General features: G+C 69.2%; 11 protein-coding genes. 3 read left to right on the forward strand and 8 right to left on the reverse strand.

Annotated elements, in window-relative coordinates; genetic code table 11:
- Positions 1-24: 24 nt before the first annotated feature.
- Together DAT35_RS58745 and DAT35_RS02245 are read right to left on the reverse strand one after the other, a co-directional pair.
- Positions 25-1,641, reverse strand: a complete 1,617-nt coding sequence (locus DAT35_RS58745) for a carboxypeptidase regulatory-like domain-containing protein (protein WP_158501515.1) — start codon at positions 1,639-1,641, stop codon at positions 25-27.
- Positions 1,638-2,237, reverse strand: a complete 600-nt coding sequence (locus DAT35_RS02245) for a hypothetical protein (RefSeq protein WP_146209544.1) — start codon at positions 2,235-2,237, stop codon at positions 1,638-1,640. The genes DAT35_RS58745 and DAT35_RS02245 overlap by 4 nt, the downstream gene beginning before the upstream one ends.
- Before the next feature lie 139 nt (positions 2,238-2,376).
- Here DAT35_RS02245 and DAT35_RS02250 point away from each other — a divergent pair, with 139 nt between their 5' ends.
- On the forward strand, positions 2,377-3,084 hold the full coding sequence (locus DAT35_RS02250; RefSeq protein ID WP_108065201.1) for a metallophosphoesterase family protein: 708 nt from the start codon (positions 2,377-2,379) through the stop codon (positions 3,082-3,084).
- Between the two features lie 6 nt (positions 3,085-3,090).
- Here the strand turns inward: DAT35_RS02250 and DAT35_RS02255 are convergent, their stop codons facing one another.
- The 6 genes from DAT35_RS02255 to DAT35_RS02280 form a co-directional block, all read right to left on the reverse strand.
- Positions 3,091-4,176 carry a lysylphosphatidylglycerol synthase domain-containing protein gene (locus tag DAT35_RS02255; RefSeq protein ID WP_108065202.1) on the reverse strand — a complete coding sequence of 362 codons (1,086 nt, stop codon included), beginning with the start codon at positions 4,174-4,176 and terminating at the stop codon, positions 3,091-3,093.
- Between the two features lie 108 nt (positions 4,177-4,284).
- Positions 4,285-4,893 (reverse strand): hypothetical protein, encoded by a 609-nt coding sequence (locus DAT35_RS02260; RefSeq protein WP_108065203.1) that lies wholly within the window; start codon positions 4,891-4,893, stop codon positions 4,285-4,287.
- Positions 4,894-4,948: 55 nt separating this feature from the next.
- A complete protein-coding gene (locus DAT35_RS02265) occupies positions 4,949-6,859 on the reverse strand; it encodes a sigma 54-interacting transcriptional regulator (RefSeq protein ID WP_108065204.1) in 1,911 nt (636 codons plus the stop codon).
- A 12-nt stretch (positions 6,860-6,871) separates the two neighbouring features.
- Positions 6,872-7,855 (reverse strand): hypothetical protein, encoded by a 984-nt coding sequence (locus tag DAT35_RS02270; RefSeq protein WP_108065205.1) that lies wholly within the window; start codon positions 7,853-7,855, stop codon positions 6,872-6,874.
- Complete coding sequence (locus DAT35_RS02275; protein ID WP_108065206.1) at positions 7,852-9,690, reverse strand: serine/threonine-protein kinase; 1,839 nt, start codon at positions 9,688-9,690, stop codon at positions 7,852-7,854. The genes DAT35_RS02270 and DAT35_RS02275 overlap by 4 nt, the downstream gene beginning before the upstream one ends.
- A 99-nt stretch (positions 9,691-9,789) precedes the next feature.
- Positions 9,790-10,275: a tetratricopeptide repeat protein gene (locus tag DAT35_RS02280; RefSeq protein ID WP_108065207.1), complete on the reverse strand. Its 486-nt coding sequence runs from the start codon at positions 10,273-10,275 to the stop codon at positions 9,790-9,792.
- Positions 10,276-10,509: 234 nt separating this feature from the next.
- Here DAT35_RS02280 and DAT35_RS02285 point away from each other — a divergent pair, with 234 nt between their 5' ends.
- Both DAT35_RS02285 and DAT35_RS02290 read left to right on the forward strand, forming a co-directional pair.
- Positions 10,510-11,829, forward strand: a complete 1,320-nt coding sequence (locus DAT35_RS02285) for a serine protease (RefSeq protein ID WP_108065208.1) — start codon at positions 10,510-10,512, stop codon at positions 11,827-11,829.
- The gene (locus tag DAT35_RS02290; protein ID WP_108065209.1) at positions 11,817-12,788 is read left to right on the forward strand and encodes an FHA domain-containing protein; all 972 of its coding nucleotides are present in this window, start codon (positions 11,817-11,819) and stop codon (positions 12,786-12,788) included. Before DAT35_RS02285 ends, DAT35_RS02290 begins: the two co-directional genes overlap by 13 nt.
- The last annotated feature ends 34 nt before the right edge of the window (positions 12,789-12,822 follow it).

The raw sequence follows: 12,822 nt of genomic DNA on the forward strand, positions 1-12,822 counted from the left end.
CCTCCGTTTCCCGCCTGGAGCCGCTCAGCGCGTGGGCATGGTGGCGGAGTAGTTGCCGTTCTGGTCCGTCAGCGTCTGCGCCAGCAGCAGGGCGGTGCGCTTGCCCTCCACGTCCACCACCCGGAAGAAGCGGATGGAGGCGTAGGGCACGAGCGGCTGCACCACCTTCCCGCCGCTGAAGCCGGCCTGTCCCGTGACGCGGCGGCCCTTGGAGAGGGTGAAGGTGGACAGTTCCAGGGTGGTGCCGGAGGGGTCGTCGGTTGCTTCCGCGGGGCGCACCGTCACGATGCGGCTGACGCGCGGGAGATCCTCGGTGGGGATGAAGTCGAGGCGGTAGCGGCCCGGATCCAGCGCGAGCGCGAAGAGGCCCGTGTCATCCGTGAGGTGGGCAGCCTCGAAGCTGAACGCGGGCCGGGGCAGGCCGGGCAGCTCCTCGATGGGTTCGGCCACCACCCTCACGCCAGCGGCCGGCTGCGAGCCGCTGGGCCGCTGCACGAGTCCTTGCAGCTTCCTGCGCTCCTGGCACACCACGTCCGGGGTGCGTGTGACGCTCACGCGCGGCACGTTGACGTACTTCAGGGTGTAGCCGGCGTTCGAGCTCGCCGGAGGAATGACGGAGAGCGTCATCTTGGAGTCGGAGCTGCTCGGGAGGGTGAGGAGCTCGAAGAAGCCCTCGTCGTTGGTGAGCGCCTTCTGGCTGCGGTACTGCCCGCCTCCTCCCACCATGCCGGACAGGTAGACGGTGGCTTGCGGCACGGGGTTCCCGCGCTGATCCAGCACGGAGCCCTGGAAGCGCACCGGCTCGCCGTAGTCTCCCATCGAGAGCGGCTCCTGGAGGCCTTTGCGGGGGTTCACCACGGTGAACAGCTTCTGCGGCACCAGGGCGTCCGCGGAGGTGGGCAGCACCTGGAGCAGGAGCATGGCCCGCTGGGCGGCCGAGGGCGGGAGCGCCAGGATGAACGTTCCCGTGCGGCGATCCACCGGGACGCGCTGCGACAGCGCACGCTGGTTCTCGTCCTGGGCCTGCACCTCCAGGCCGACGTCCAGGGGCTTGCCGTCCTGGCCCACCACCGTCCCGGACAGCCGGACGAGCTCGGTGGTGTCGGGCAGGACGAAGTCCAGCGTCACCGCGTGGCCCGGCTGCACATCGCGGCTGCTGGAGAGCGGCGGCAATTCGGGGTCGGTGGCCAGCAGGGTGACGTTGTAGCGCCCCGAGGCCACCGGCAGCGTGTAGCTGCCATCCTGGGGGACGAGGGTGCTCTCGTGGCGGCGCACCACGCCGGGGATGAGCAGGCTCTCGCCCGTCATGCGCAGGGTGATGGGGGCCGAGTAGCTGCTGTTGGAGGACGTCCCCTCCACACGCACCTGGCCCTGGAGGGTGGCCGGATCGAACAGCTCGATGTTCTGCTGGCTGCGGAGGTCGTCCACCTGGAAGTCCTGGGCGAACTGGCCGCCCTTGGGGTTGGGGACCACCTCCACGACGATGTTCTTGCCTGGGTCTCCGCAGCCGTCGATGAAGCACACCTTCTCGTCGCCGCACTCGTCGTCGCTCCGGCAGCTGATGGGGGGCTCCATGTCGAAGCTCCCGCAACCCGTGGCGAGGGCCGTCAGCAACAGGAGGGACGTGATGGGTTTTCTCATGGGCAGTTTCCTCCTGCCTCGGTCCTCACGAACCATGCATAGGTCGTGGTGTAGGTCTGCTCCTGGTACTCCACGCCATCCACCAGGATGCTTCTGGGCTGGGGCTCCCGGTTCGAGGAGAGGCGCGAGTCGGAGACGACCACCTCGACGATGTGGTCTCCCGGGGTGTTCAGGCGGTTGATGCCGCCCGAATTGAATCTCGGGTGGTACAAGGCGCGCTCGTCGCGCACGGCTTTGCCGTTGTTGTTGGGGGGGATGGAGTGTTCGTAGTCCGCCACCCGGGGTTGGGTGGGGTCGTAGTCCACGAACCAGCTCTCCCACAGCGTATCCGCGACGTCCGGATCCTCGACGACGGCCGAGAACTCCAGCTCGCACAGATCGATCCCATAACCTCGGATGATGCGCTCGGAGGGTTGCACCTGTTGCTCCACGATTCGGACGGGGCGGTTGGGTTGGATGGGCAGTTCGCTGAGGTATTCCTCGTCCTGGGGGATGATGCATCCCCCCAATGCCCATACAGCGGCCCCAAGCCCCAGCCCCTTCACGGAGGGGAGGGATAGCAATTCGCCGGCCAGTCGGTGGAGCAGGGATTTCATCGTCGGAACGGGGGTTTGACGAGGGTGCCACAGGTGGGGAGCGCTGTGAACCGCGACAACCCTGTCACGACGATTCCACCTGGAGCGCACGGGGTCGACACGCGGCGCCGCTACTGTCGGAGTCAGGACAGGAGGCGGCATGCGCATCGCGGTCATTTCGGATCTCCACCTGGGCCAGCGGGACGTGGTGGACCACTTCGGCCACGAGGACGGGGCGTTCCTGCGCTTCCTGCGGTTCCTCGAGGGGAACTTCGAGCGGATCATCCTGCTGGGGGACATCTACGAGACGCTGACGTCCCGGGTGCCCAGCAGGCAGGCGGCCGAGCTGAGGGCCGCACGCGAGGCCCACCCGGAGCTGGTGCGTTGCTTCGAGCGGCCCCAGTACCACTACGTGCACGGCAACCATGATCTGATCGCCGGGCGGGTGTTGAGAGCGCCGGAGCACTTGGTGCTGGAGGCGGATGGCGTGCGGATGCTCTTCACGCACGGGCACCACCACGACTGGGTGATCCGCCGGGCGCGCTGGCTGTCGGAGGCGGCGGTGTGGGCGGGGGCGTGGCTGCGGCGCTGGGGGTTGGGCGCGGTGTTCCGGAGCTTCGACGCGCTGGATCAGCGGATGCGGGGAGCGGCGGAGGATCCCTCGCGGTGCACCTTCCAGCGGTGGGCGCTGGGGCGGGCGCACGAGAGCGCGGCCGACATCGTGGTGACGGGGCACACGCACCTGGGCATGAAGGTGGCGCACGGGGAGCGACTCTTCCTCAACAGCGGCACGTGCTCCCAGGGGCGCTTCTCCTTCCTGAGTCTGGACACGAGGACGGGCGAGTACGCGCACCACGCCGCGTGGTGAGGTGACTCAGGCGGCCGCCGCGCTCTGGAGGTGCCGGGCGCGGCGCGTGCGCAGCAACAGCAGTGCGTAGCCGAGTCCCAGGTAGAACAGTTCCCGGGAGCGCTTGACCAGGGTGAAGGCGGCGGCGAGGTGCAGGGCCTGGGAGCCGGACATGCCGGCGATGAAGGCGGCATAGCCCGCGTCCTGTACGCCGAGCCCGGCGGGGACGAAGAAGACGAGTACCTTGAGGACGGACATGACGGCCTCGATGGCGAGGGCGTCGCTCCAGGCCACGTCGAAGCCGAGCAGGCGCAGCAGCAGGAAGCTCTCGGCGGACTCGGTGAGCCACATGGCGAGGTGGAAGAGGGCGGGCGGCCCGAGGTTGCGCGGCGCCAGGGCCCGTCCGAGGTGCCCATCCGCCTGGCGGAAGGCGAGCTCGCGAGCCTCCACCCAGCGCCGCAGCGGGCGGAGGGGGATGCGCCGCAGCAGCCCGCCGAGCCGTCCGGCGAGCCCGCCACGGATGAGCCACCGCGACACGGCGGCGATGGCGAAGAGGGCCACGGCGGCTCCCATCGCGAGCCGAGGGAGTCCCGAGACGCCGAGCACCCGCTGGGAACTGGTGGCCAGGAACTGCCAGCCGAGCAGGGTGGCGAGGCCGAGGTAGAGGCCGTGCGCGAGGATGATGCTCCACTTCCGGGCGGCGATGACGCTCACGCCCTCGTCGAGCGGCACGCCGTGGCGCTTCTCGAGCAGGACGGGCTTGAGTGACTCGGCGAGGAGGATGCCGCCGGGGAGGCTGATGCAGAGGGCCTCGGTGATGAGGCGGATGGCGGCGAGGCGGAGGGGCGCCACCCCTCGCCCGAGCGTGGAGAGGATGCGGCTCCAGGCGAGGCCATCGAAGCCCACGGACAGAGAGAAGGGGAGGAAGGTGAGGAAGAGCGCCGGGCCGAGCAGCGCCACCGCGTTCCAGGCGCGTGACAAGTCGACCGAGCGGAACGTCCAGAACAGGCACCCCCCGGCGGTGAGCAGCCCGAGGCCATAGAGCACCGTGGCGCGCGGGTGGGCGGGCCCATTCCGGGCAGGGGTGGATGGAGTGCTGGCAGCGGCCCTCAAGAGACCTCCCGTCGATGATGGCGACGGGAATCTAGAGAGTGCGTGTCACGGCACCGCCGAGGGCGTGCGGCGGCAGGTGACATCTTCGCGACTGCTCGCGGGCGGTTCTCAGAGGGGCACGGAGTTGCAGTCGATTCCGCGCACGGAGATTCCGAAGCTGTCACCGATGCCCAAGTTGCGGAGCACCTCGTCGACGATGGCGATGGCGGTGTCGGCATCCTTCCAGTTCATGATGCCCACGGAGAAGTTCCAGTCGTTGACGTCTTGACTCCTCATGGCCTCCCTCTGAGCGCACACGCCTGCCCCAATCCCGTTGACCTGGATTCCGCGCTCCTGGAGCATTCCAAAGATCATCTGGCCCACGGCATCGGCAAGGACCTCGGGACACACGTCTGGCGATGCACTGGCTGGAGGCACACAGGCCCGATCACGGTTCGCACTTCCCATGACGAGGCGGCGCGTCCCGTGTCCATGGATTCGGATGTAGGCGCCACGGTCCATGCCGCTGCTGCTCTCGTAGCACTGAGCGGGTGCGTCGATGCTCGGACCCTCGGAGGCGCCGACGGGCGTCTGGAGCTGGGCCGGAGAACCGAGCGGCCCGTCGCACTGCTGGGGGTCCACCACCATGTGACTCTGGTCGCTCGCGGAGATGCAGGAAGAGGCACCGGCTGCGATGGCGAGCGTGAGGGCGACAACGATGGGCGAGTGACAGGTCATGGCCGGAGGCTACACCCCCCGGGCCCACCGCGAGACACTCGCGCTTCGTCAGTGTTTACAGCAACTCTTCGTCGCCGCCCTCGTCGGGCGGCAGCGGCCCGCCGTTCTTCTCCGCCTCCAGCTTTTCAAAGTGACGGAAGATGGTGCGCGGGTCCACGCCCAGATCCTTGGCCGTCTTGGTCTTGTTGCGGTTGTTCCGCTCGTAGACCTCCTGGATGTACTGCTTCTGCCAGCGCTCGCGTGCGTCGGCGAGCGGCAGCACCGGCTCCAGGTTCTCCGGCTTGAGGTCCAGGTCGTCCGGCCCGAGCAGCGGCTTGTCCGCGAGCACCACCGCCTTCTTGATGCGGTTCTCCAACTCGCGGATGTTGCCCGGCCAGCTGTACTTCTTCATGGCCACCGTGGCCGACGGGGAGAAGCCCTTGGTCTTCGAGCCGAACTCCTTGGCGTACTTCTGCAGGAAGTACTTGCCCAGCACGAAGAGATCCTCGCCGCGCTCGCGCAGGGGCGGCAGCTTCAGCGTCACCACGTTGAGCCGGTAGTACAGGTCCTCGCGGAAGGTGCCCTTGCGCACCTCGTCCTCGAGCACCCGGTTGGTGGCCGTCACCACGCGGATGTCCACCGGCTCGCCGCGGTGATCGCCCACCTTGTAGACGACCTTCTCCTGCAACGCGCGCAAGAGCTTCACCTGGAGCTGGAGCGGCATCTCGCCAATCTCATCCAGGAAGAGCGTGCCGCCGATGGCCGCCTGGAACTTGCCCACCTTGGTGTTCACCGCGCCGGTGAAGGCGCCGCGCACGTGGCCGAACAGCTCGCTCTCCAGCAGGTTCTCCGGAATGGCTCCGCAGTTGATGGTGACGAAGGGCCCCTTCACCCGGGGCGAGTGGCGGTGGATCTCCCTCGCGATGAGCTCCTTGCCCGTGCCCGTCTCGCCGGTGATGAGGACGGAGATGTCCGTGGGGGCGATCTTGTCGATGCGCTTGTACACGTCGAGCATGCCCTGGCAGGCGCCGACGATCTCCCCGTAGCGGGTGTCGTCCAGGCGCTTGCGCAGCTCTGTGTTGTCCAGCTTCAGGTCGTTCACCAGCAGCGCGTTCTGGATGAGCAGCAGCGCCTGGGCCGCGAAGATGGTGAGCATGTCCAGGCTCTTGGGCTCGAACCGGTTCACCAGCCTGTCGTTGCCCACGTAGAGCACGCCGAACAGCTCGTCGTTGCGCACCAGCGGCACGCACATGACGGACAGCAGCTTGAGGTTCACCACGGACTTGCTGGACTTGAACTCGGGATCATCCAGCGCGTCGCTGACGATGAGCGGCTTCCGGGTGCGGGCCACCTTCTCGATGATGGAGTCGGACAGCCGCTCCGAGGCGTCCTCGAGGTTCTCCCGGGACAGGTTGCGCGCCACCTTCATGCGCAGCTCGCCGTTCTCCCGGAGGATGAGGAAGCCCTTGTCCGCCCGCGTCACCTCGATGGCCTCGTCCATCAGGCTCTCCAGCAGCTCGTCCCGGCTGGAGCTGCCCAGCAGCCGCTCGCTGAAGGCGGTGAGACGGCGCAGGAGGATGAGCTCGCGGCCCACCACGCCGGGCATGTCGCGCGTGTGGGAGTCCGGATCCGCCGTCAGCTCCGGGGCGTGGGTGACGGAGACGGTGGCGGGAGCGGGGGCCGGGGGTGGCCTGGCCGGCGCGGCGTCCTCCCGGGCGAAGACGAGCTCGGTGCCGCCCACGCGGATGACGTCGTCGGTGGCGAGCACGTGGTTGTCGCGCTTCTTGCCATTCACCTGGAAGGTCGCACCCAGGCTGCCGAGCGAGTAGCGCGTTCCATCGAAGAGCAGGTGCAGGGCACTGTCCGGGACGGAGGGATCCTCCAGCTGCACATCATTGTCGGCCGCGCGGCCGATGCTGGTGATGCGCTTGCGGAGGAGGACCGTACGGACCTTGCCATCGGGGGTACGGACGGTGAGGCTGGCCATGTCGACGCGTTCCTAGAAGGCGAGGGTGAAGCCGGCGCCGGCGCCGCCGGAGGTGGGGAAGAGGTGGAGGCTCGCCCGGGGCGCGGCCGGATCCGGCGCGGACTCCCGGAGCGTGGGCTCGGAAGGCAGGGTCTCGATGCGGGTCTCCACCACCTGATCCTGGTGGTGCACGAGGGCGTCAATCACCCCCGCCGCGTAGACCGCGTAGAAGCCCGCGGCCGAGCCCCATTTGAGCCGCTCCCAGACGACGGCCTGGGGCTTGTTGTCGGTGGGGATGTAGCGCACGGGGACCTTCTTGGGCTCGCCGCGGAGGTCATCCACGATCACGGTGTCTGTCTTGATGAGCGAGTCGTAGGCGAAGAAGGCGATGATGCTGGTGACGGCGAGCGCGCCCTCGGAGGTCGCCAGGAGGGTGCCCAGGCCGCTGCGGCCCTGTTGGAACTGGCCCGCGCCGAACGGGACGAAGTTCACCAGGAAGCTGCGGCTCTCCACCTGCCGCACCGTCACCTGCCGGGACAGGACCTCCACCCGGCGGCGCTGCTCCTCGGCGGCCACCCGCTCGCGCTCGAGGCGCTCGGCCTGCATGCGCTCCCGCTCCATCCGCAGCCGCCGCTCCTGGCGCACCAAGTCCAGCTCCGCCGACATCTGCTGGCGGATGTTGTCCAGGTACGCCACCGCGGGCGGGGGCACCGCGAAGGGATCCAGGTTGAAGTCCGGCTCCATCCGCAGCAGCGCGCGGAAGTGGCGCGCGGAGTCGTCGGTCCGGTTGAGGTGGAAGGCGCTCAGCCCGGCCATCTTGTGCAGCTCCGCCAGGTCCTTGTCGGACAGCCGGCCCCGATCGATCCGGGTGCCCGCGCGCTCCAGCACCTCGGCGTAGCGGCCGTATTCGTAGCTGGAGCGCAGCGCGGCCACCTCCGCGTCCACGGGTTCGTCGGCGAGCACGGCCGCGGGGATGAGCAGCCCCAGGAGGAGGAGAAGGCGGAGGCAGGGGCTCATTCGGCGACGAGGGACCCGCGCAGAGTGGTGGACTTCCCGGGCTCGATGAGCGCCACGCGTTTCTCGGTGAGATACCCGTTGTGACTCACCTCGTACTCCACGCGGTGCTGGAAGTTCGCCTGCCCCTTCGGCGATTGGATCTCGAAAGGGTGCTCCTGCGTCTCGCGAGCGGTGCGAACCGCGTCGCCCACCCGCACCAGCGCATCCGCGGGCTCGAACGCGAAGGACAGCCACGAGGCCTTGAGCTGGGCGCGCAGCCGGAAGACGTTCTCCGCCCCGGGCTGCACCTCGATGGTCTCCTGGGTGTCCTCGCAGTAGTGGTCGCAGGTGATGGTGACGGTGTGGCTACCGGGGGGCACATCCACCGAGTGTTGCGCGAGTGGCAGGGTGCTCCGCGTTCCATTGTCCAGGCGGATGTAGCCGTAGGGACGCACCAGGATGGAGATGGGCACCTGCGCGGGGTGGAGGGGCTCGGCCCGCACCGGCTCGGCCTTCGCCAGGGTCCGCTTGTCGGGCGTGGCCCGTACAGGGGGCGCTGAATGGGACGGCGGCCGGGGTGGCTCGGTCAGCGTCTGTTGCTGAGCGGGCGGTGTCTTCGGCACGGGCGCCTCGTGGACCTCGGTCTTCGCGGCGGGCTTCGCCACCGGAGCAGGCGGCTTCCCGGGCGGCGGGGCCTCTGGCGCACGTTGCTGGAACAGGTGGAGCCCCACGCCGAGCACCGAGGCCACCAGCAGCCCCGCGCCCAGCTTCAGCCCCCGGGCGCGCCACAGCTTCATGCGGCGCTCCCGCTCCAGCCCCTCGAGCAGCGCCAGCGCCCGTGTATTGCTGGCGTCGAGCGCGAGCACCTGGTTGAGGCAGGCGAGCGCTCGGGGCATGCGCTTGTCCTCGAGCAGCCGCTCCCCGCGCTCAAGCAACGAGGCGATGATCCGCGGGCGCATCAGCTTCTGGTACGAGGCAGGGTCCGCGAAGAAGGACGCGAGCTCCTCGCCCACCCGCGCGAAGCCGAGCCCCGCGAGGTAGTCCCCGAGCGCGTCGCGCAGCCTGCCCGCGTTGGCGTAGCGCCGGGCCGGCTCCCTCGCCAGGCAGGTGGCGCAGATCTCCGCCAGCTCGTCCGACAGCATGGGCACCCGCTGGCGGGGATCCTCGTAGGTGCCGTCGAGGATGCGCTTGAGGGTGGCGGTGGCGTTGGCGGCCGTGAAGGGCAGCCGGCCGACGATGAGCCCATAGAGGATGGTGCCCAGCGAGAAGATGTCGGTCTCCGGGCCCGCGTCGTTGCCCTCGATGATCTCCGGAGCCATGTGCGCCGGCGAGCCCACCAGCGCGCCGGTGACGGTCATCCGCTCCTCGATGTCGAGCAGCTTGGCGATCCCGAAGTCCATCAGCTTGAGGACGCCGTCCTCGCGGACCATGACGTTCTCGGGCTTGAGATCGCGGTGGATGACGCCGGACTCGTGCGCGTGGGCCAGCGCGGCGGCGATCTCATGGACGACCATGGCGGCCAGCTCGGGCGGCTCCAGGCGGCCCAGCTCGTCCACGTACTCCTTGAGGGTGCGGCCGCGCACGTACTCGGTGACGAGGAAGGCGTCCTGCGCGCCCTCGGCCGAGAAGTCGAACACCTCGAGGATGTTGGGGTGGTGCAGCCGCGCCACCGCCTTGGCCTCGCGCGCGAGCCGCCGGCGCGACTCGGACTTGTTGGCCAGGTGCGGGTGCAGCACCTTCACCGCCACCTCGCGATCCAGCGCGGTGTCCAACCCCTTGTACACGACGCTCATGCCCCCGGAGCCGAGCTCCTCGAGGATGCGGTACCGCCCGATGTTTCGGCCGATGAGCGTCATGGATGCGGGATTCGGACGCGACTGTCAGGGTGGAGACCGCGGGTATGACAGCGACGTCGGGGTCGGATTCTAGGAGCCGACTCCAAGGGGTGCAACGCGTCAGTCGCGCTTGAGGCGACGCCGCGCGGCAAGCCGGTCCAGCAGGGCATTGAGGAGCGGCTCGGCCTGCCGGGGCAGTTTGCGGTCCGTGGGCGAGTGCACGGGGAGTGCGCGCGCCAGACGGTAGAGCTCCTCGAGCCGCTCGCGGATGAGCTCGTTGTCGGGGCGCTCCTGGAGGGCGCGGCGGTAGGCGGCGGCGGCCCCGGCATAGTCGCCCAGGGCGAAGAGGCGCTCGCCCTCGGCGACGGGGGAGGAGGGGCCCTGGGGGATGGACTCGGGCTGGGCGCTGGCCTCCAGGGCCTCCAGGGTCTGGAGCTCCTGGGGTTGGAGCATCTCGCGCAGGGTGGCCAGTTTGAGGACCAGCGCGGCATCCTCGGGGAATGCCCGACAGAGCGTCTCATAGAGGCTCACGGCCTCACTCAGCTCTCCGCGGCGCAGGGCGCGTTCGGCATGGGCGACCATCTCGGCGCGGGCTTCGGGGTTCATCTCGGGCGCAAGGTTACCGTACGGGGCGTGGAAGTCACCCGAGGACTGTGGTGGCCTGCTCGGAAAGTGGGCCAGGGGTCCACCCGGGGTGGGTACCCCGGCTGCCAGCCCCTCGGGCGAGGCCACCGCGCCAGCCCCCCCTTGAGGCCCAGGCGACAGAATGGTAGCCGCGCGCTCCACTTCGGGACGAGACAGGGGCAATGCGCGGCGGTTCCGCTAGTGTGTGCGCCGCATATGGTGACGCTCCTACTTCTCGCCGCACTGGCCCAGGCTCCGGACATCCCCGACGAGGATGAGCCCGACGCGGGCGCGCCGGCCGTCGTTCCCCCTCTGCCCGTGGCCTCGCTGCCCCCGGCCACCCACGAGCTCTTCGAGCGCATCAAGGGCCGCGTGGCCCAGGTGCGCATCATCGAGCGGCGCAGCGGGACCAAGTCGTCCATCGGCTCGGCGTTCTTCGTGAGCTCCGACGGGCACGCCATCACCAACTACCACGTCATCTCCAGCATCGTTCACCAGCCGGACGACTACACCGCCGAGCTGGTGCGCAACGGGAACGACGCGGAGGCGGTCCCCGTCCGGGTGGTGGACGTGGACGTGGTGCACGACCTGGCCGTCATCCAGCAGGACGCGCCGGTAAAGGACTGGTTCGAGCTGGCGCCGAAGGAGCCTCCGCAGGGCACGCGGCTGTTCGCCATGGGCAATCCGCATGACCTGGGCACCACCATCGTCGAGGGCACGTACAACGGGCTCGTCCAGGACGCGCTCTACGACAAGGTGCACTTCAGCGGCGCCATCAACCCGGGCATGAGCGGTGGGCCCACGCTGACGGGCGAGGGCCGGGTGGTGGGCGTCAACGTGGCCACGCTGGGCAACCAGCTCGGCTTCCTGGTGCCGGTGGCGCATGCCCGCGAGCTGCTGGAGCGGGCGCGCAAGGCGAAGGAGGGCAGCCCCTCGGCGCTGCTGGCCGTGGTGGGCGCGCAGTTGCTGGACAACCAACAGCGCATCACGGATCGCCTGCTGGCCGAGCCCCTGACGACGCAGCGGCTCGGGGACTACCGCGTTCCCGGCCGCTGGCTGCCCTTCCTCAAGTGCTGGGGCGACACCCCGCACGAGCCGGAGAACCCCTACACCATCACCAGCTACCAGTGCTCGTCCGAGGAGGACATCTACCTGAGCTCGGAGCACCGCACGGGCGTGGTGGCGTATGACCATGCCTCCGTGTCGAGCGATCAGCTCGGGTCGCTGCGCTTCTCGGCGCTCTACACGGCCACCTTCAGCAATGATCCGGGCGGAGTGGACGCCACGAAGGAGGACGTGACGAACTTCCGCTGCCGCGTGGAGTTCGTGAAGGTGGGCGGCGTGCCGGTGCGCGCGGCCCTGTGTCTGCGTGCCTATAAGAAGTTCCCCGGGTTGTACGATCTGGCGCTCCGGGCGGCGACGATCAACGCGAGCACCTCGGGGGTGCAGACGAGCCTGGACCTGGCGGGGTTTTCCGCGGACAACGCACGCGCCCTCGCGCGCCGCTACCTGGAGGCGTTCGCGTGGACGAAGTGATCTTCCTGGAGGTGCTGGAGGGGGATGGGGTGCACGAGCGGCACCGGCTGGAGCGCTTCCCGGTGACGGTGGGGCGCGGGTACACCAACGACATCATCCTGGATGACCCCAAGGTGTCGGCCTCGCACCTGCGGATTGAACGCACCGAGGAGGGCAAGCTGGTGGTGCGGGACGTGGGCAGCCACAATGGCACGTTCCGGGTGGAGCCCTGGGCGCGGCTGGCGGAGCTGGAGCTCACGGACGACGCGCGGGTGGCGGTGGGCGACACGGTGCTGCGCTTCCGGACCCGGTCCCACCCGGTGGAGGACACGCGCGTCACGGCGGTGGCGATGGCGCCTCGGGGACGGCGCTTCGACAGGCCCTTCGCATTCCCGGCGATGCTGGCGGTGACGGTGGTGGCCTTCCTCTTCTACGAGTACCTGACGAACTACCAGAAGACGGACTGGGGCTCGCTGGCGCTGGCGGTGGTGGTGCCGGTGTCCGCGGCCTTCCTCTGGGCGGGGCTCTGGTCCGTCGCGAGCAAGGTGGCGCGGCGGCAGTTCCACTTCGGGGCGCACGGCACCATCGGGAGTCTCGGGCTGCTGGGCCTGCTGGCGATTCCCCTGCTGCTGTCGCTGGGGGTGTACAGCCTGGGGCTGGGGCCGTGGGCTCGGTGGTTGTACCTGGTGGGGTACCTGGGGTGGATGGGGTGCGTGCTCTTCTGGCACCTGCGCTACGTGACGCGTGCGGAGCCGAGGCGGCTCGCGGTGATGCTGACGGTGATCCTCGTGTGCTTCGGGGCGCTGACGCAGGCGGACTCGCTGCTGGGTGAGGAGGACTTCTCGGCCAACCTGGAGTTCAACCGCACCCTGCTGCCGCCGGCGCTGCGACTGGCCCCCGCGAAGCCGGTGGACACCTTCTTCGAGGACACGAAGGAACTCCAGGAGGACGTGGACGCGCTCGCGAAGGAGAAGCCCTGAGAAATGTTCGATCGCGAAGTGGCGGGGCCGTTTT

Source organism: Vitiosangium sp. GDMCC 1.1324, assembly GCF_003044305.1.
Classification (GTDB): Bacteria; Myxococcota; Myxococcia; order Myxococcales; family Myxococcaceae; genus Archangium.

Coding starts and splice junctions, on each gene's coding strand:
- DAT35_RS58745 (WP_158501515.1), bottom strand. CDS start 1,641: ATGAGAAAACCCATCACGTCCCTCCTGTTGCTGACGGCCCTCGCCACG.
- DAT35_RS02245 (WP_146209544.1), bottom strand. CDS start 2,237: ATGAAATCCCTGCTCCACCGACTGGCCGGCGAATTGCTATCCCTCCCC.
- DAT35_RS02250 (WP_108065201.1), top strand. CDS start 2,377: ATGCGCATCGCGGTCATTTCGGATCTCCACCTGGGCCAGCGGGACGTG.
- DAT35_RS02260 (WP_108065203.1), bottom strand. CDS start 4,893: ATGACCTGTCACTCGCCCATCGTTGTCGCCCTCACGCTCGCCATCGCA.
- DAT35_RS02265 (WP_108065204.1), bottom strand. CDS start 6,859: ATGGCCAGCCTCACCGTCCGTACCCCCGATGGCAAGGTCCGTACGGTC.
- DAT35_RS02270 (WP_108065205.1), bottom strand. CDS start 7,855: ATGAGCCCCTGCCTCCGCCTTCTCCTCCTCCTGGGGCTGCTCATCCCC.
- DAT35_RS02275 (WP_108065206.1), bottom strand. CDS start 9,690: ATGACGCTCATCGGCCGAAACATCGGGCGGTACCGCATCCTCGAGGAG.
- DAT35_RS02280 (WP_108065207.1), bottom strand. CDS start 10,275: ATGAACCCCGAAGCCCGCGCCGAGATGGTCGCCCATGCCGAACGCGCC.
- DAT35_RS02285 (WP_108065208.1), top strand. CDS start 10,510: ATGGTGACGCTCCTACTTCTCGCCGCACTGGCCCAGGCTCCGGACATC.